General features: G+C 39.3%; 17 protein-coding genes and 1 riboswitch. Of the genes, 11 read left to right on the top strand and 6 right to left on the bottom strand.

All coding sequences use genetic code 11. The features are described 5' to 3' along the window. Window positions 1-182: 182 nt before the first annotated feature. The 3 genes from AC27E9_RS18175 to AC27E9_RS18165 form a co-directional block, all read right to left on the bottom strand. On the bottom strand, window positions 183-953 hold the full coding sequence (locus AC27E9_RS18175) for a hypothetical protein (protein WP_487132660.1): 771 nt from the start codon (window positions 951-953) through the stop codon (window positions 183-185). A gap of 302 nt (window positions 954-1255) precedes the next feature. After that, window positions 1256-1879 carry a PEP-CTERM sorting domain-containing protein gene (locus AC27E9_RS18170; RefSeq protein ID WP_487132658.1) on the bottom strand — a complete coding sequence of 208 codons (624 nt, stop codon included), beginning with the start codon at window positions 1877-1879 and terminating at the stop codon, window positions 1256-1258. Between the two features lie 320 nt (window positions 1880-2199). Continuing rightward, complete coding sequence (locus AC27E9_RS18165) at window positions 2200-3384, bottom strand: acetyl-CoA C-acyltransferase (RefSeq protein ID WP_487132656.1); 1185 nt, start codon at window positions 3382-3384, stop codon at window positions 2200-2202. A gap of 281 nt (window positions 3385-3665) precedes the next feature. Between AC27E9_RS18165 and AC27E9_RS18160 the strand changes: the two genes are divergently transcribed. From AC27E9_RS18160 to AC27E9_RS18115, 10 genes are all read left to right on the top strand, one after another. Continuing rightward, a complete protein-coding gene (locus AC27E9_RS18160) occupies window positions 3666-4058 on the top strand; it encodes a MerR family transcriptional regulator (protein WP_487132654.1) in 393 nt (130 codons plus the stop codon). A gap of 96 nt (window positions 4059-4154) precedes the next feature. Next, complete coding sequence (locus AC27E9_RS18155; protein ID WP_487132653.1) at window positions 4155-5324, top strand: isovaleryl-CoA dehydrogenase; 1170 nt, start codon at window positions 4155-4157, stop codon at window positions 5322-5324. A 308-nt stretch (window positions 5325-5632) separates the two neighbouring features. Then, on the top strand, window positions 5633-7240 hold the full coding sequence (locus tag AC27E9_RS18150) for a carboxyl transferase domain-containing protein (protein ID WP_487132651.1): 1608 nt from the start codon (window positions 5633-5635) through the stop codon (window positions 7238-7240). 13 nt (window positions 7241-7253) lie between these two features. Then, the gene (locus AC27E9_RS18145) at window positions 7254-8117 is read left to right on the top strand and encodes an enoyl-CoA hydratase/isomerase family protein (RefSeq protein WP_487132649.1); all 864 of its coding nucleotides are present in this window, start codon (window positions 7254-7256) and stop codon (window positions 8115-8117) included. A 4-nt stretch (window positions 8118-8121) separates the two neighbouring features. Beyond that, window positions 8122-10134, top strand: coding sequence for an acetyl/propionyl/methylcrotonyl-CoA carboxylase subunit alpha (locus AC27E9_RS18140; protein ID WP_487132647.1), 2013 nt, complete (start codon window positions 8122-8124; stop codon window positions 10132-10134). Continuing rightward, complete coding sequence (locus AC27E9_RS18135) at window positions 10134-11045, top strand: hydroxymethylglutaryl-CoA lyase (RefSeq protein ID WP_487132645.1); 912 nt, start codon at window positions 10134-10136, stop codon at window positions 11043-11045. Before AC27E9_RS18140 ends, AC27E9_RS18135 begins: the two co-directional genes overlap by 1 nt. A gap of 64 nt (window positions 11046-11109) precedes the next feature. Then, window positions 11110-11814, top strand: coding sequence for a CoA transferase subunit A (locus AC27E9_RS18130; protein WP_487132643.1), 705 nt, complete (start codon window positions 11110-11112; stop codon window positions 11812-11814). A 26-nt stretch (window positions 11815-11840) separates the two neighbouring features. Next, a complete protein-coding gene (locus AC27E9_RS18125) occupies window positions 11841-12497 on the top strand; it encodes a 3-oxoacid CoA-transferase subunit B (RefSeq protein WP_487132641.1) in 657 nt (218 codons plus the stop codon). 246 nt (window positions 12498-12743) lie between these two features. Further along, a riboswitch (cyclic di-GMP riboswitch) is annotated at window positions 12744-12842 on the top strand. Window positions 12843-12907: 65 nt separating this feature from the next. Beyond that, window positions 12908-13267, top strand: coding sequence for a DUF3718 domain-containing protein (locus tag AC27E9_RS18120; protein WP_487132640.1), 360 nt, complete (start codon window positions 12908-12910; stop codon window positions 13265-13267). A gap of 205 nt (window positions 13268-13472) precedes the next feature. Next, complete coding sequence (locus AC27E9_RS18115; protein WP_487132638.1) at window positions 13473-14624, top strand: patatin-like phospholipase family protein; 1152 nt, start codon at window positions 13473-13475, stop codon at window positions 14622-14624. A 114-nt stretch (window positions 14625-14738) separates the two neighbouring features. Here AC27E9_RS18115 and AC27E9_RS18110 read toward each other — a convergent pair whose 3' ends face one another. Beyond that, a complete protein-coding gene (locus AC27E9_RS18110; protein WP_487132636.1) occupies window positions 14739-16706 on the bottom strand; it encodes a cation:proton antiporter domain-containing protein in 1968 nt (655 codons plus the stop codon). A 341-nt stretch (window positions 16707-17047) separates the two neighbouring features. Here AC27E9_RS18110 and AC27E9_RS18105 point away from each other — a divergent pair, with 341 nt between their 5' ends. Continuing rightward, window positions 17048-17950 (top strand): GGDEF domain-containing protein, encoded by a 903-nt coding sequence (locus tag AC27E9_RS18105; RefSeq protein ID WP_487132634.1) that lies wholly within the window; start codon window positions 17048-17050, stop codon window positions 17948-17950. Between the two features lie 11 nt (window positions 17951-17961). On the opposite strand, the gene AC27E9_RS18100 is transcribed toward AC27E9_RS18105, so the two are convergent. Next, the gene (locus AC27E9_RS18100) at window positions 17962-18603 is read right to left on the bottom strand and encodes a hypothetical protein (RefSeq protein WP_487132632.1); all 642 of its coding nucleotides are present in this window, start codon (window positions 18601-18603) and stop codon (window positions 17962-17964) included. Between the two features lie 36 nt (window positions 18604-18639). Further along, entirely contained in the window at window positions 18640-19971 is a 1332-nt protein-coding gene (locus AC27E9_RS18095; RefSeq protein WP_487132630.1) for a DEAD/DEAH box helicase, read from the bottom strand. Between the last annotated feature and the right edge of the window lie 46 nt (window positions 19972-20017).

Below are 20017 nucleotides of genomic sequence, written 5' to 3'. Positions count from 1 at the left end.
TTAACAATATTAAAAGTTTAATTCGATAATTAACCTGATATCTGTATTAAATAAAACAAAAAAGTCGCAGTAGCGACTTTTCTCTTATCATTAAAATTTCAGTATGATAAAAATTAAATACTTGCTAGCGCACTATAATTGGCCATGACATATTCATGAAAAATAGAGCACAAAATAAAAAGCTACTGTAATGCTAATTGCCACTTACCACTGTAGGTGCGGTCGTTAAATGTTGAAGAAGAACTCGACTCTACTTCCCTATTAACGCGAACCAAACGCGTTCCATCGATTTCAAACTGCGAAGTTATTTCGCTTTCTGCTGTCATAGAAAAGAAGATATAAGCACTACCCTTACCTGAGTAGCTCATTCGCGTTTCAATAGGGACCCCTTTCTCATTAATTAACACTTTGTAACTACCATTAAATTTACTGACATAGCCGCGTATTTTCTTATCATCAATAAAGCTTTCTAGTGGTAATTTAAAATTTAACACTCGCACGCTTTGGTTCAAATAATCTGTACTCGTTTCGCCTACGAACTCACCTTGCTCGATTAAATCTAATATTGTTTGCGCAGAAGAGAAAAGCGGAATTAACGAAGAGGCAGAGAGTATTTCAGCGCCATTTAACACCGGAGTATCAGCTTCTTCGTCGGTCATTTTGAGTCGATTTTCTTCGGCAATACGATTTAACACATATTTTGAATAACGAATATCTAAGCCTTCAATACTTTCCGATAACGTTGACTGTATCGCGCCTGTTTTTAACTTCTTATCTTGCCCTTCTCCTCTACTTTCAGAAAAAGAAACATCTAAAACTCCTGTGATAGGCTCACTACCGTTAAGCTTGTTCAGCGCTTGTTTCAATTCAGCGACACTATCGGCCCAAACGGGTAGTGATAAAGAAAAGCATAAAAGCCCGACGGCGAAAGATTGCGTGTTAGTCAATGCCATAAATTACCTTTTTATTATTATATTGCTAATATTTGCTTGCTCGAATGGCAATATTTATAACTTAAATTTCAAATTAATTTCAATATCAGTATGCTAAAGAAGTGTTACTAACCATTTCATTTTAAATATTATTTTATATTAAGTCCTAGAATATAAAATGATTTAACAATATTTTATTTATCAATTAAGCAACTTAACTGAAGATCAAAAAAGCTCGCCTAAAAGCGAGCCATTTTATTGGAATTACAAAGCATTATTAATTTTACATATATCATCTATTGTTCATTGAGTATTCAGAGAGCTTATCCCTTAAATTTACGAGACGCTAAACCGATTAACCCTAATGCTAAAATAGCTAATGTTGTTGGTTCTGGAACATCAGTCGTCCTATTCGCAACAAAGAATAACTTTTCGTATGATGAACTTGAGTTTAGCCCTGTAATATCATTAATCCTATAACCGCCAGTAAAACTTAAAGTATGCAAACACATGCTATTCGGACTAGAAGAAACATCACATTGGTTATTACTTACCGTATCACTTAATACCGTAAATCCCCAAGACCAGTTATTTGAAAACCACCAGTTAGCTCCATTTACTACATGAGTAGTACTTGTTTGCCCCGTATCAAAAGTTACTTCATCTAGCAAACCATGTGCAAGTGACAGTAAATTATTACTTCCTGTCGCTCTCCCTGCCATCATCAAATAATCACCGTCGCAAACATCTAATACATTTTCAGCGAAATTACCAATGGTCACACTCATGGTTTCTTGATAACAAAGAGTCCACCCTCCACCGGTAACAGTAGAAATATCTATGTTTGATTGAACACCAAAAGGATCGTATATAATTCCAGCGTTAGCAATTCCACTTACAGCCAAAGCAATGCTAGCAACTAAACTCTTCAAGAATTTATTTTTCATTTAAATATTCCTTTTTAATATTTATTTAACACCTTTGAAAGGTATTTGATAACGCTAAATACTTTCGATTTAATAAGCAGACAATATGCCAGCATTAAAACACAAATAAAAACAATAAATTAACAGTTACTCGGAATTACATATTTACACATTTGTAAAATAACCTGACACTAGGCTATACTCTAAAAACTAAACTCGTTTTCAGTATTATTTTCACTTTTCAGCACATTAAAACTAAAAAGAGCTACTGTTAAAAACAGTAGCTCTAAACTTATTCAATAGCCTACTAAGTAAGTGGGCTTTTATAAAATGATAAGTAACTACATCATTTCTACAGCAATTGCTGTTGCTTCACCACCACCGATACAAAGTGATGCTAAACCTTTGCTCAAGCCTTTATTCTTCAATGCGTGAATTAACGTCACCATGATACGCGCGCCACTAGCGCCTAAAGGATGACCTAAAGCACATGCGCCACCGTTCACGTTTACTTTCGCTACGTCTAATTCAAGTTCTTTAATACCTAACATAGTTACCATGGCAAACGCTTCATTGATTTCAAACAAATCAACATCTGCAGTTGTCCAATTAGCTTTTGCTAGCACTTTTTTCATTGCGCCAACAGGTGCTACCGTAAACTCTGCCGGCTTTTGAGCATGCATAGCATGCGCTACAATCTTACATAAAGGCGTTAAACCACGCTTTTGTGCTTCTGATAACTTCATCATCACAAGTGCTGCTGCACCATCAGAAATCGAGCTTGAGTTAGCGGCGGTAATCGTACCGTCTTTCTTAAAGGCTGGACGTAAGCTAGAAATTTTATCAGGGCGTGCATTACCAGGCTGTTCATCAATTTCAAAAATTGAATCACCACGACGAGATTTAATCGTTACTGGTGCAATTTCATTGGCAAATGCGCCATCAGCAATTGCTGCATTAGCACGTCCTAAAGAACGAATGGCATAGGCGTCCATATCTTCACGGCTAAATGCTGATTCATCAGCTGTTTCTTGCGCAAAACAACCCATAGCAATACCATCGTAGGCATTTTCTAAACCATCAGTCATCATATGATCAAGTATTTGGCCGTGACCCATTTTAATACCTGAACGCCCTTTTGGCATTAAATGCGGAGCGTTAGTCATACTTTCCATGCCACCAGCAACAGCTACATCGATAGAGCCAGCTAATAAAGCATCATGTGCTTGCATCGCTGCTTTCATACCTGAACCACAAACTTTATTAATAGTGGTACAAGCAGTTGATAAATCTAATTCTGCTTCTAAAGCCGCTTGACGAGCAGGTGCTTGCTTTAAGCCAGCAGGTAATACACAGCCCATGATTACTTCATCGACTTGATCATTTGATAAGTTAGCATCTTGCATAGCACCGCGAATAGCAGTAGCACCTAAACTGGTTGCACTCACAGCTGATAAACCGCCCATAAAACCGCCCATAGGGGTTCGTTTAGCAGCAACAATAACGATAGGATCTTGAGTAGACATAAAGCTCTCCGACAAAGTGTTTTTCGATATTATTCGATAACTCATTACAAGAATCGATAAGAATTGCGCAACAGATTAACTTAAATTTACCTTTACGCCAACGTAAACTTTATGGACCTTTAGTCTAATAACTATAAATTATTACAAAATTGACAATCATTCTTTACAGCATCAGAAACTAACATTTTATTTACATAGCCCAGGTCGCACTTTACGTTAACGTAAACTTATTGTATGGTAGCCAATAAATTAGGAAATAGCGTTTAACGGTGAGTAACAACATGGGCGATAAGAACCACGTCACCTTCTCAATTGGCGAACTAGCTCGGGAGTTTGATATAACAACCCGAAGTATTCGTTTTTACGAAGATCAAGGCTTAATACTGCCTACTCGTAAGGGACAAACAAGAATATACAACCAAAGAGACAGAGTTCGACTAAAGTTAATTCTACGCGGTAAACGCTTAGGCTTTTCATTGGCAGAAACAGGTCGCTTGTTCGAACTTTACGATGCGGATAAATCAAGCGCAACACAATTAAATACCATAATGGACTTAATTGCTGAAAAGAAAAATGATCTAAACCAACAACTAGAAGATATTCAAGCCGTTTTAATTGAATTAACAGGTTTAGAGAATAATTGTCAGGAAGCATTAGCTTCAATAGATAAATAACATTACCCGCTTAGGCGCATAACAAATTAAGTAATAGTTAGGGCTGTGCACACTTGCCGGTGTTAACAACACAAACAATTATTAGAAGGTACAACTATGATTTCTACATTTTCTTCAATGAATTTTAATTTAGGCGAAACCGTTGACATGATCCGTGACACAGTTAACGCCTTTGCTCGCGATGAAATAGCTCCTCGTGCAGAAAAAGTTGATCAAGACAACGAATTTCCAATGGATTTATGGCGCAAATTTGGTGACTTAGGTTTATTAGGCATGACCGTAGATGAAGAATATGGTGGTTCTAACTTAGGTTACTTAGAGCACATGGTTGCTATGCAAGAAATTTCTCGCGCATCAGCTTCTGTTGGCTTAAGTTACGGCGCTATGTCTAACTTATGTTTAAACCAATTAAACAAAAACGGTAACCATGAGCAAAAAGCTAAGTACTTACCAAAACTTTGTACTGGTGAACATATTGGCGCATTGGCAATGTCAGAGCCAAACGCTGGTTCGGATGTTGTTAGCATGAAATTACGCGCTGACAAAAAAGGCGATAAATACATCCTTAACGGCAATAAAATGTGGATCACTAATGGTCCAGATGCCCATGTTTATATTATTTACGCAAAAACTGACACTGCTGCGGGATCAAAAGGTATTACGGCATTTATCGTTGAGCGTGATTACCCTGGATTTTCTCGTCACCAAAAACTAGATAAATTAGGTATGCGCGGTTCAAATACCTGTGAATTAGTTTTCCAAGATTGTGAAGTTCCTGCTGAAAATATTTTAGGTGAGGAAGGTAAAGGTGTTCGCGTTCTAATGTCAGGCTTAGACTACGAACGTTTAGTATTAACAGGCGGTCCATTAGGTATTATGGATGCATGTATGGACTTAGTTGTTCCTTACATTCACGACAGAAAGCAATTTGGCCAATCAATTGGTGAATTTCAGTTAATTCAAGGCAAAATTGCTGACATGTACACGCAAATGAATGCCGCTAAATCTTACGCTTACATGTGTGCAATGGCAGCTGATCGCGGCGAAACTACCCGTAAAGATGCTGCTGGTGTAATTTTGTATTCAGCTGAACTTGCTACAAAAATGGCATTAGACGCGATTCAATTACTTGGCGGTAACGGTTATATCAACGAATTCCCAGCCGGTCGATTATTACGTGATGCTAAATTATATGAAATTGGCGCAGGTACATCAGAAATTCGCCGTATGTTAATTGGGCGTGAGTTATTTAACGAATCGGTTTAGTGTAATTTTTCTCATTGCCAATGAGCGCGATTTCTTTGTCAAAAATACACTCATAGACGACTATGCTTAGTATTTTTTCCTTGAACTCACGCCATTGGCTTCGATAAAGCTAAATAGTGAACCAATTCAGTAATTAAATTTAAATAAGAAAAAATAAAAGAATTAAACTTTCTGTGACTATTGCTATTGATTACTTTTAGCACAATCAAGTGTTAGAAAGTCAAAACAATATCAATGTGCATTGTTAACTTACTGACATTAACAACGTCAAAAATTAACAAAACGAACAACAAATAAAAGGTTATACCGTGGCTAAGATAATATCGAAAATCAATCCCCGCAGCCCTGAATTCATCGAAAATGCTGAGCATATGCAACTGCAAGTTGATGACTTAAAAGTTAAATTAGAAGAAATTAAACTAGGTGGTGGCGAACGTAGTCGTGAACGTCATTTATCTCGTGGTAAGTTACTACCAAGAGACCGTGTTTACGCCCTACTTGATCCAGGCTCAGCATTTCTTGAATTATCACAATTAGCCGCTTATGAAGTTTACGATGACAACGTACCAAGCGCCGGCATTATCACAGGTATTGGCCGAGTTGGCGGCCAAGAATGTGTTATCGTCGCCAATGACGCAACGGTAAAAGGTGGTACTTATTATCCACTAACTGTTAAAAAGCATTTACGCGCGCAAACTATCGCCCAAGAAAATAACTTACCATGTATCTACTTGGTTGACTCGGGTGGTGCAAACCTACCAAACCAAGACGACGTTTTTCCAGATAAAGAGCATTTTGGCCGTATCTTCTTTAATCAAGCCAACATGTCAGCACAAAGTATTCCACAAATTGCCGTGGTTATGGGTTCATGTACCGCTGGTGGTGCGTACGTGCCTGCAATGGCTGATGAATCAATAATCGTGAAAGAACAAGGTACGATATTCTTGGCAGGCCCACCGTTAGTAAAAGCGGCAACCGGTGAAGTGGTTAGTGCTGAAGATTTAGGTGGCGCCGATGTGCATTGTCGTACTTCAGGTGTTGCTGATCATTACGCACAAAATGATCATCACGCTTTAGAAATTGCCCGCAATGCCGTCAGTAATTTAAACCGTGTTAAACCAGTACAAATGGCAATTCAAGAAGTGGCGGAACCCGCTTACTCTGGTGAAGAAATTTACGGTATTGTACCTAAAGATTCTCGCCAACCATTTGATGTTCGTGAAATTATAGCTCGTGTCGTTGATGGCAGCGAATTCGACGAATTTAAAGCGCTTTACGGCACAACATTAGTCTGTGGCTTTGCCCGCATCTACGGTTACCCTGTCGGTATTGTTGCCAATAATGGCATTTTATTTGGCGAGTCTGCACAAAAAGGCGCTCACTTTATTGAGCTTTGTGCGCAACGTAAAATTCCTTTAGTGTTTTTACAAAACATTACAGGCTTTATGGTTGGCCAGCAGTATGAAGCCGGTGGTATCGCAAAACACGGCGCTAAAATGGTAACAGCCGTAGCAACAGCACAGGTTCCAAAATTCACTATTTTAATTGGTGGTAGTTTCGGTGCCGGTAACTATGGCATGTGTGGCCGAGCTTACGACCCCCGTTTCCTATTTATGTGGCCAAATTCGCGCATTTCAGTGATGGGCGGCGAACAAGCTGCGGGCGTACTTGCACAAGTTAAACGCGACCAAAAAGATAAACGTGGTGAAACATGGAGCGAGCAAGAAGAAGCTGACTTCAAACAACCAATTATCGACAATTATGAGCATCAAGGTCATCCATATTATGCCTCTGCTCGCTTGTGGGATGATGGTGTGATTGACCCAGCGGACACTCGCCAAGTACTCGGCTTAGCTATTTCAGCTTCTTTAAACAAACCTATTGAAGAGACCAAATTTGGTCTGTTTAGAATGTAGGGAGAAGTTGACTATGTTTACCCATCAAAATATTACAAGTCCTAGCGAACAAGTTTTATTTGACGTTGACAGCCGTGGTGTCGCTACTGTCACCATGAATAACCCTGATAAGCACAATGCCTTTGATGACAGTATTATTTTTGCACTAAGCCACTTATTTCATGAAATTGCAAAATGTCATGACATCAAAGTCATGGTATTGGCTTCAACCGGTAAAAGCTTTTCTGCTGGTGCTGATTTAGGTTGGATGAAACGTATGGCGTCTTACTCTTATGAAGAGAATTTAGCAGATGCCAATGCTTTAGCCCATATGTTAAAAAATCTTAATTTTTTACCTCAACCTACCATTGCTAAAGTGCAAGGTGCAGCCTTTGGCGGCGCAGTTGGACTAGCAAGTTGTTGTGACATTGTATTGGCTAGTGAAAAAGCCAGTTTTTGTTTAAGCGAAGTAAAACTGGGCTTAATTCCTGCCACTATTAGTCCGTATGTGGTGAATGCGATTGGTCAAAAAGCCAGTCGACGTTACTTTCAAACTGCTGAACGATTCTTTGCTGACAAAGCGCAACAACTAGGTTTAGTTGATGAAATTCTGCCATTGGAAGCATTAGATTCAGCCGTTGACAAAATGATAACGACATTACTGGAAAATGGCCCATTAGCCGTGCGCCAAGCTAAACAGTTAGCCCTTGATGTCGCTTACCAAGATATCGACGAAGCATTAATAGAAATAACCAGCGAACGCATTGCCGCGATCCGCGTATCAGCAGAAGGCCAAGAAGGTTTAAGTGCCTTTTTTGAAAAGCGCCAAGCCGCTTGGCAAGCCCCGTTGCAACAACAAGCATCACAACAAAAATCATTAGATAAAGGCGAAGGATAAACTCATGTTTACTAAAATATTAATTGCCAACCGTGGCGAAATCGCCTGTCGTGTTATTAAAACTGCACGAAAAATGGGTATTCTAACCGTTGCCGTTTATTCTGATGCCGACGCTGACTCCTTACATGTCAATATGGCTGATGAAGCTATATATATTGGTGGTTCCCCTTCGCGTGAAAGTTACCTATTATCAGAAAGAGTTATTGAAGCAGCTAAGCGCACCGGCGCACAAGCGATTCACCCAGGTTATGGTTTCTTATCTGAAAACGCCGACTTTTGTCGTATGTGTGCCGCACAAGGCATTACTTTCATTGGCCCACCGGTTGGCGCTATTGAAGCTATGGGTTCAAAATCTGCAGCTAAAAATATTATGGAAGCGGCACAAGTACCGTTAGTGCCAGGTTACCATGGCGATGACCAATCAGAGGCTGTGATCAAAAAAGCTGCCGATGATATGGGTTACCCTGTACTACTTAAAGCTACTGCAGGTGGCGGTGGTAAAGGTATGCGCCAAGTATGGAGCGAAGTAGAATTTTCTGAAGGTTTTGCAGCAGCAAAACGTGAAGCTAAATCTTCATTTGGTGACGATACCATGTTGGTTGAAAAGTACTTAACACAACCTCGTCATGTTGAAATTCAAGTATTTTGTGATAATCATGAAAATGCGGTTTATCTTTTCGAACGTGACTGTTCAGTGCAACGTCGTCATCAAAAAGTGATTGAAGAAGCACCAGCCTTTAGCATGAGTGAAGAACTACGTGCGAAAATGGGTGAATCAGCGATAAAGTCAGCACAAGCCATTGGCTATCAGGGTGCAGGTACCGTTGAATTCTTACTTGATATTGATGGTTCATTCTACTTTATGGAAATGAATACTCGCCTGCAAGTAGAGCATCCTGTTACTGAATTAATTACTGGCCAAGATTTAGTTGAATGGCAATTGCGTGTTGCTGCCGGTGAAGTATTACCTAAAGCTCAACACGAATTAAAAATCAATGGACACGCTTTTGAAGCGCGTATATACGCTGAAGATCCTAACAATGACTTTTTACCGGCAACCGGCACTTTAGACTTTTTACAACCGCCAGTTGAAAGTGAGTTTGTCCGTGTTGATACCGGTGTTCGTCAAGGTGATGAGGTGAGCGTATTTTACGACCCTATGATTGCTAAGCTAATTGTTTGGGACGAAAGCCGTGAAAAAGCCCTACAACGTATGGCGAAGGCACTTTCTGAATATCGCATTAATGGTGTTACCACTAACATCGACTTTCTCTATAACTTAGCGACTTGTGCGCCATTTGTTAATGCTGACATCGATACTGGCTTTATTGAAAAAAACCAAGAAATTATTTTTCATGAAAGTGAACAAGCTTTAGCTGGCGAATTGCCTATGGCAGCACTTTATTTAGTTTTATCACAAGAGTTACAGGCGCAAACTAAAGCTGCGAAAACTAACGATCCATTTTCACCTTGGAATATGACCAATGCATGGCGCTTAAATGAAGCCAACGTTCATCATATGGTATTGGCGCACAACGACACTGAGTACCCGATTGTTGTCGAACAAAAGCGCCAAGGCAGTGGTAGCTACTATTTGATTACTGTTGATGGTCAAACGGTTGATTGCCAAGGTCGAATAGATAACGACACGTTATACGTTAGTATTGATGGTTACCGCAGTCACGCAACCATTGCGAAAAACGGTACACAAATCAGTTTATACCACCAAAATGGCGTATTTAATTTCACTCATATTTTACCTGACTGTGGCGATAATAGCGGTGATGACAGCCATGGTGGTCTAGTTGCGCCGATGAATGGCACTATGGTGTCTGTATTAGTGTCAGCCGGCGATACCGTTACCGCAGAGCAACCATTAATGATAATGGAAGCAATGAAAATGGAACATACGATTCGCGCGCCAAGTAATGGCGTTGTTGACACAATTTACTATAAAGATGGTGACATGGTTGACGGCGGTGCTGAGCTTATTGCCTTCACAGCGGAGGAAGCATAATGACTGGTACAGCAAGCTTGCCATCGCAAGTCAAAATTGTTGAAGTTGGGCCTCGCGATGGCCTACAGAATGAAAAACTACAAATCAGTGCTAAAGATAAAATAGCGTTGATTGAAATGTTATCAGATGCCGGTGTTAGCTATATCGAAAGTGGTAGTTTTGTTTCACCTAAATGGGTGCCGCAAATGGCGACTTCTACCGATGTATTCAATGGTATCAAGCGCAAAGAAAACGTCACTTACGCAGCCCTAACTCCCAATATGAAAGGTTTTGAGGCAGCAATGGCGGTTAATGCCAGTGAAGTGGCGATATTTGGCGCCGCATCAGAAGCGTTTAGCCAAAAGAACATCAACTGCTCTATAGAAGAAAGCTTGCAACGTTTTGAACCGATAATGGCTGCTGCCAAAGCCGCTAACATTCCGGTACGAGGATATGTTTCTTGTGTTGTTGGCTGTCCTTATGACGGTTTTATAGAACCTGAACAAGTAGCAATGGTTGCAGAAAAACTATACCAGATGGGCTGTTATGAAATATCGCTTGGCGACACCATAGGTGTTGGCACGCCAGCAACCGTAACTAAAATGATACAGGCTGTTAGTGCCCGTGTGCCAATGGCAAAGCTCGCTGTGCACTTTCACGATACTTATGGTCAGGCGTTAACTAACATTTACAGCGCTTTGCAAGCCGGTGTCATGGTAGTCGATAGTGCTATTGCAGGCTTAGGCGGATGTCCATATGCTAAGGGCGCTTCAGGCAATGTCGCAACCGAAGATGTTTTATACATGCTTAACGGCTTGAATATTGATACTGGTATCGATTTTGACAAACTATTAGCAGCAGGTTGGTACATTAGTGACAAATTAGGCAAAGCACCTGTATCAAAAGTGTCAACTGCATACCGAGCTAAATAAGCTGGTTGTATTTAAATGTAAAGATTAAAAATAACGACAAAAATTTATTAATGAGGAACAAACAATGGCAGGATTTGACAAGGTAGTGTCAAGCTATGAAGAAGCTATGGCAGGTCTTGAAGATAATATGACCGTAATTGCCGGTGGTTTTGGCTTATGTGGTATTCCAGAAAATTTAATTAGTGAAATTAAACGTAAAGGCACCAAAGGTTTAACTGTGGTTTCAAATAACTGCGGTGTCGACGACTTTGGCTTAGGTATTTTACTTCCTGATCGTCAAATCAAAAAAATTGTCGCCTCATATGTTGGCGAAAATGCTGAATTTGAACGTCAAATGATGAATGGCGAACTTGAAGTGGAATTAACGCCTCAAGGAACACTAGCCGAAAAAATGCGTGCCGGCGGAGCCGGTATTCCTGCATTCTACACGGCGACAGGTTACGGTACTCCTGTTGCAGAGGGCAAAGAAGAGCGAGAATTTGACGGTAGGCATTACATTTTAGAACCTGCTATTAAAGGCGACTTTGCCATTGTTAAAGCTTGGAAAGCAGATCGCTACGGCAACTTAGTGTTTAGAAAAACTGCTCGTAACTTCAATCCTATGGCAGCAGCGGCGGGTAAAATTACTGTAGTAGAAGTAGAAGAAATTGTTGAACCTGGTGAGTTAGACCCAGATCACATTCATACACCAGGTATTTACGTTAACCGTTTAATATTGGGTTCATTTGAAAAACGCATTGAACAACGTACTGTTCGCAGCGATACATAATTATAAGTGTTAGTAAGGAGTAATTTATGGCTTTATCAAGAGAACAACTAGCACAACGCGTTGCGCAAGAGTTACAAGACGGTTACTACGTTAATTTAGGCATAGGCATTCCAACATTAGTGGCCAACTACGTACCTGAGGGAATGGAAGTGATGCTGCAGTCGGAAAATGGTCTATTAGGTATGGGGCAATTCCCTACCGAAGCAGAAATTGACGCTGACTTAATTAATGCAGGTAAACAAACGGTAACTATGGCAACGGGTGCATCAATTTTTGATTCAGCAGAATCTTTTGCCATGATCCGCGGTGGTCATGTTGATTTAACCGTTTTAGGCGCTTTTGAAGTGGACGTTAACGGCAACATTGCCTCGTACATGATCCCAGGCAAGCTAATTAAAGGTATGGGCGGAGCAATGGATTTAGTTGCTGGTGCCGATAACATTATCGTGACCATGACTCACGCATCAAAACATGGCGTTTCAAAACTACTCAGTAACTGTACACTACCGTTAACGGGTAAAGGTTGCATAAAAAAAGTATTAACTGACTTAGCTTTTATTGAAATTAAAAATGGTAAATTCTATTTATTAGAGCGTGCTCCAGGTGTATCGGTAGAAGAAATCATTTCATTAACCGAAGGTAAATTGGTTGTTGACGGTGATATTCCTGAGATGACTTTTTAAACGTAATAACAAATAGTTAACAAAAAACGATTAAATTAGGGGGCATTAGCCCCTTTTTTTGTGGTTAATTTCTTACAATATGTAGGTATTTGTCCTAAAACTGTAAACCCCTCTAAATTACACTCATTCCTAAAATCAAAATAATTGATTGTTTTAAAAGAATTAAATATAAAAACCTTTAACTATGGAAAACAAAATGCAACAAAGCAGTTGCATTTAATTCAAGATTTGGTAATACTGAAATTGACAAAGAAAAGGCAAGACACGCGAAAACGTGTTACGCAAAACCACCGGTCTAAGGGTAAGTATAATTCTGTATTTATCTATGACAGCGGAGTTACCGAGTTATTAGGTACATCCTGTGGTTTTTTCTTTTACTAACTCTATTTGTATTATAAAAGGTTATTAAAATGAAAAAATTATTACTAGTTACTACCGTTACTGCTTTAACGATGACGTCTATTATATCTGCGCCGAAAGCGCAAGCCGCCGACATTGCACAAAATGTATGTGAGTATGTTGCCGCCGACGACAAGAAACGTATGCGTTCATTTTTAAAGACGAATAAATTAAAAATTCGTAATATCTTCGCGGGTATCCAGTGTAATGGTAAAAACTTGTTAGAATTCGCTGCTACTAAAGGTTCAGTAAAAACTGGTTCTTTGATGATTAGTAAATTACCAAAGAAAACTGTTTCAGCTAACTTGGCACTTATTCAAAATGGATCGCAACCATTAATCGACGCTGCTAACAAACGTGTAAGCAGCTAGAAATTTATTTTCCAGTAGGCGTTAATACTTATTGTAAGTTCGATGTTTTACTAGTTAATAATTCTTATGTCTTTAAAAAGGCCAGCATATGCTGGCCTTTTTTTCTTTTCCGATTAAATAATATTTAAATCTTTAATTTCAACTAGCTACCTGCTAAAAAACGGATTAAAATCTTTATAAAATAGTTATAGTTTTGGTTGTCTAAATGCCACATAAACGCAGTTATATTAATAGCAACAATGCACTCGTTTTAACTGGAGGTGGCGCTCGTGCGGCTTATCAAGTTGGTGTATTATCGGCAATTGCCAAGTTTATCCCAAGAAATCATGGTATTCCCTTCCCTATTATTTGTGGCACATCTGCCGGCGCAATTAATTCAACCGCTTTAGCCTGTTATGCCTCATGCTTTCAATTAGGCGTTAAGAAACTCGAATGGGTTTGGAAAAACCTCGATCCTGGACGTATTTACCATAGTGATGCTATACGTGTATTTAGCCATTTATCAGCAGGCTTGCTTGGCAGCTTTCAAGCAGACTATGCAAATAAACGAGCTCGAAGTTTATTGAATAATGCGCCATTACTCGATTTACTAAACATGGTGATAGATTTTAGTCGCATTGATACCAATATTAGGCGTGGATATTTATCAGCGGTTTCTGTAACAGCTTCAAGTTATACCAGCGGTGACTCCATTAGTTTTTTTCAATCGTTGGAATCTATATCGCCTTGGTTTAGAGCAAAGCGTCGAGGTGAGCCAACCCAATTGAACAGCCAGCATTTAATGGCCTCCGCTGCTATTCCTTTAGTGTTTCCTTCAGCTAAGGTTAAACATGATCATTTGGGCGACGGATCTATTCATCAGCTTTCACCATTAAGTCCAGCAATACATTTAGGCGCAGAAAAAATATTCATTGTTGGTGTTGAACAGCCGAAAGAGCCAATGCACGCACAAGAAAACAACCCTCACCCTCCAACAACGGCAACTATTGCAGGTCACCTACTAGATACGATTTTCTCTGATACTTTACAAAGTGATATTGAGCGTATGGAGCGTGTCAACCACACTTTGTCATTAATACCCGAACATTTAAAACAAGAAACCGTAGGATTAAAAAATATAGAGTCTTTGCTAATTAATCCAAGTCATGACTTTAATGCCATTGCGGTTAATTATTTTGATAGATTGCCACTATCTATCAGACTATTACTGCGCAGTGTTGGTATTACTAATGACGCAGAATCGAGTTTAGTCAGTTATTTATTATTCGATAAAAATTATTGTAAAGAATTAATTAATTTAGGCTTTAATGATGCGTTAGAGCAAGAAAATAAAATTCGCGAATTTCTTAACTTATAAATTTTCACAGCAATACTGGTAATAGTTTAAGCAACAGCAAAGCATGCACTAATTATCAAGCGCTTACTTTGCTGCTAATATTTTTAAACCGCGATATAAATGCCAGCCTATTTGCTAAGGCCCTTCCTGTACAAATCGCTCTGCCCTTTCAACACGGCGAGGTTTGCCACGCACAATCAAGGTATCTTGAGGCTTTAAAATGGTTTCAGGTGTCGGATCTTCCGTTTCAATATCATCACGTCTTAATGCCACAACAACAACGCGACGTTCATGCAGTTTTAGCGACTCAATAGAGTGACCGTTAGCATAGGAATTATTAGTTAAAATAATTGCGTGAGCGAATTCAATACGGTCAATCGCATCAGGGCTCATATCAGTATGTTCACCCTGGAAGAACCCATGCAAGTGGTTGTAATGATTTTTACGCTCTTTTTGCACACGACGGACAATTTTTGAAAAAGGTACACCTGTTAAAGAAAGCACCTGAGATACCAACATCAGACTCCCTTCCAAGCTTTCAGGCACAACTTCATTTGCGCCAGCAGCATGTAACTCATCAAGCTGATCATCGTTACGTGTTCTCACCAAAATAGGCACCTCTGGCGCTAAAGAGCGAACTCTTTGAATAACATCAATCGATTGCTTATCTTCACCAAATGCAATCACAACTAATTTAGCCTTAGATAATTGTGCAGCATGTAATAACTCAGCTTGACGAGAAGAACCAAATAAAACATTCTCACCCGCCTCACGTGCTTTTGTGGCTCTTAATGGGTCAATATCGATAGCAACGAAGTCTATTGACTCTTGCTTTAAAAATCGACTAACTGTTTGACCAATGCGCCCAAAGCCACAAATAATCACATGCTCATTTAGGTTTGTGCTTTTTGGCAGTTGTTCTAAAGGTTCAGTATCAATTTGCTTTTCACGACTAAACCACAATGCCCAACTACGGGCGTGAGCAACCATATAAGGCGTTATTGCCATACTTAATACACCCGTTCCTAATAAAATAGAAGCCGTTTTATCAGGAAGAATTTCTACTTGGCTTGCTAAGGCAATCAATACAAAGCCAAATTCGCCCATTTGCGCCAGCATAATACCTGAGGCCCAAGCATCTTTAGGTGACTCACCCGCCCGTATTGCTAATATGCTAATCACGACAGTTTTTACCGCCATAAAGCAAACTAATAATAAAATAATGGTAAATGGTGAAGAAAAAACAACGTTAATATCTAACTTCATACCGACAGTCACAAAAAACAAGCCAAGCAGTATGTCACGATAAGGCCTAATATCAGCTTCTAATTGGTGCTTGTATTGGCTTTCGCCAAGCATCATACCCGCTAAGAAGGCACCTAATGCCATTGATAAGCCGAACCACTGGGTTAATGCTGAAGCCACCAGCGTGACTAATAGGGTCGTTAAAACAAATAACTCATCGGTTCTTACTTGCGCAACCATGTTAAACAATCGCGGCAATATCCACTTACCAGCAAAAAGCAATAATGAGACTACAAAAACGCCTTTTACTAAGGCAAATAGCAGTGCCAAGATAAACGATGAATCTCCGCCTTGCGCCAGTAAAGGTATAATAATTAACAACGGGACAACTGCAACATCTTGGAAAAGTAAAACAGCAACAGATAACTGCCCGGACTTTTTCTTCATGCCACCACTTTCACTTAATTGCCTAATAACAATTGCGGTTGAAGATAGCGCTAAAATACCACCAATAGTTAATGACGCGGCAAAACTCTCGCCAAACAACATTGAGACGACCATAAACAACACTAATGAAATGCTTACCTGCAAACTGCCAACAGTTACCACTAGGTGCCGCATTGCCATCAACTTAGGCAACGAGAACTCAAGCCCAAGCGTAAACAATAAAAACACAATACCTAATTCAGCAAAGTGTTCGTAATCAACATGTTCCTGTGCCAATGCCAAACCATGCTCGCCCACTAATACTCCCGCAACTAGGTAAGCTAAAATAGCCGGCAGTTGTAAACGACGAAATAACCAAACAATTAATACGGCACTAGTTAGTATTGCCAGTAATTCTAAATGACCTGTCACATGTAATCCTTACGAAATGAGAAACGGCAATGCTGCATTGAGAAACAAGCAACTAGTCTAAGTTTAGCCCCCTAAATGGCTGTTTGTCTAAGATAATTTAAAATTTTTACGGATAACTTCACTAATATGGTACCAAAAAGAGAGCATGTAATTTTTACGAAAATAAAACGTCTAGGTACGCAAAACAATTTCCTTTATTAAGAGGTTAAAACCCGAAGGTCAAAACACTTCATTTACATTCAGGCTGATATTTTTACAATAATTAAACAACAGTAAAAAATAGGTATATTTATTGCTTTAATAAAAATGAAGTTACAGCCCCCAAATGAACGGTACATTATATGCGCACAGTAAATATTGTTAATCATCCAAATTCAAAGTTTAACGCTTTCACGTTATTTCAACATAACGACAAAAATAGTGAACGAAACCTTGCCTTGCTTGAGCAGTTACAAACCACATTGGACGTCAAGGGCTTGATTGATATCTTTGCGACAGAAGTATCAAAATACCTTGATTTTACTGGAGTTTATTTTAAGTACAACGAAATTTGTGCAACAGCAAGAGGCAGTAGACAAGCTAAAGCAGAGCGACAGTTTGAACTTAAGCTTAATGGAAAGTTTATTGGTTTATTAAGTTACTCCGTTAACAGTCCTGTAAGTATCACGAATTTCAAAATACTAACAGAGCTTCATCAGTTACTTGTCAATCCACTGAATAATGCTATTCGTTATCATCAAGCAATGCAATTAGCCATGCAAGATGCATTAACAGGATTAGGTAACCGTCGAAGTTTTGACAAACAACTACAGCGCACTATGGCACAGGCAAATCGTCGACATACTCGTGTTGGCTTAATCTTGTGTGATCTAAATAAATTTAAGGCAATTAATGATTCGTTTGGTCACATAGTTGGTGATCATGTTTTAGAGCATTTTGCTAATGCACTCCGACAAAGTGTTAGGGGTACTGACAGCATATTCCGCTTTGGCGGTGACGAATTTGCCGTAATTGTTGAAGATGCTTGCGAACAGTCGTTAGCTGCCATTGAGCATCGAATTTATCAAACTATGGAAAATGATACGCTATTAACTAAATATAACGTTACCAGTAGCCTTGGCTTAGCCTTTATGAACAGAGCTGATTCTGCTGACAGTTTTTTTCAGCGAGCTGATACCGCGCTTTATTCGCAAAAAATGAATATGCCAAGAAAACTTAGTGTTGTTTCTCAGAAAACCAGTTAACGTCCAATATATTATGTAACTTCCTTCAACACCTGACGTTTTTCATCAGGTGTTGAAATAATATGCATGCGGCAAATTCTTACCGCTAAAGAGAACTGTTCTGTGCCAAGCTTTGCCAGCAACTGACGAAAAAACAACCTATCTAAAGTAAAGTTGTCACAATAGTGCTCAATAGCCTGTTCAACACTCGGGTAATACACACCATCAAATAAAAAGCTGACAACAGTATCTTCTTGTTCTAGCTCCATACCGTTTAGTATTAGTGGCCACCCCTTTGAGTTAACCCGTTGCTTTGCCACTTCATACATAAACCAGGCACTTTTTTGAAAACCAGCAAAACAACCTTCTTCAAAGCCAGAGTTTGCTAACTCTTGTTGTGTCCAATTAAGCCCTATGGCTAAATCTTTTTTATACTTTTTAATAAGGTATTTTTTAACAAATTGTTTTACTTGCCAAATAGTATTTACTTTTGCTCGCAAAGCCGCACTATTGCATTCGTCGCAGCTGGGTAATGTCAGTGTTGGATGACTACAATCAAAAATAAGATGGTATTGATGAGGGAAAGTAAAATGGGCTCCGGCTGGCTCTTCGCAAAACCAGCACTGGTGCCTATGTTCAAATGGTACTTCTATAAAATGATCATCGTTGTGCATGAAGCAATATCAAAATAAAATTTATAATATGTTTTATTAACGGCGTTTTTTAGGAGCGCTTTTATTTTGTTGCTTTTTAGCTTTAGCACGACGTTTCGCTGCTGGCGTAGCATTGGCCTTTTTACGCGCTAGCATCTGGTTTTTCTCTTGCGTTGCCTTATATCGACTCTTCTTTAATGGCGCATCTTCTTTGGCATCGTATTGCGATGGTAAAGCTCTATCTAACTCATAACCAGGAACAATAATACGCTCAAACTTACGTCCAATTAATGCCTCAATGTTATCTAAAAACTGCTCATCTTTTGGACTCACTAAAGAAATTGCCGTACCAGACTTGCCTGCTCGACCTGTTCGGCCAATACGATGCACATAGTCTTCTGCTAAAAATGGTAAGTGGAAGTTAACCACATACGGTAAATCAGCTATATCAAGTCCGCGCGCTGCAACATCAGTGGCGACAAGTACGCGTACGGTGCCATCAACAAACTGCTCCAGTGCTTTGTTACGCGCCCCTTGGGTTTTATCACCATGGCACAATGCCGCCTTTATACCGTCAAGTTTTAGTTCTTTTGCTAATACATTAGCACTTTCTTTAGTACCGGCAAATACCAACACTTGTCGCCAATTATTAACGCCAATAAGCTCAGATAATAATTCTGCTTTACGCGTTTCTGACACCCAATAAACTGACTGCTTAACTTTACCTGATGTTGAGTTTTGACGTGCAACTTCAATCGTTTTAGGTGTTTTTAAAATTTTCTTCGCTAGCGTTTTAACTTTATTGGAAAATGTTGCAGAAAACATCAGTGTTTGATGTTTTGCTTTAATCATCGCAGAAATACGTTCAATATCGTTGTAAAAGCCCATATCTAACATACGATCAGCCTCATCAAGCACTAAGAATTGTACTTGTGATAAATCGAGGTTTCTTTGCTCAAGATGCTCTATTAATCGACCTGGCGTTGCCACTAACACATCAACACCATTTTTTAACATTTTGGTTTGTGGTGGCATATTAGCACCACCAAACACCGCACCACTTCGTAAAGGTAAGAATTCACTATAGGCTTTGATGTTATCAGAAACTTGTGCTGCAAGCTCTCTAGTTGGCGTTAAAATCAAGGCTTTAACCGTTGTGGTAGTATCAAAACCTTCTACATCAGGTTTTACCTTGCGTGCCAATATATCTAATATTGGTAATGAAAAAGCTGCTGTTTTACCTGTACCGGTTTGTGCACTCGCTAAAATATCAACACCGGTACGGATCATGGGAATAGCTTGTTGCTGAATTGGCGTTAGGGTTTTATAACCACATGCTTTTACCGCCTTTAATAAATTAGTCGATAAACCTATTGCATCCACACTCATCACATCACCATCTTTTCATCATCAATAGCGCAGTTATAAAAACGCG

Source organism: Colwellia meonggei, from assembly GCF_057537295.1.
The sequence above is the reverse complement of the archived record's forward strand: the minus strand, read 5'-3'. Positions and strand labels throughout refer to the sequence as shown.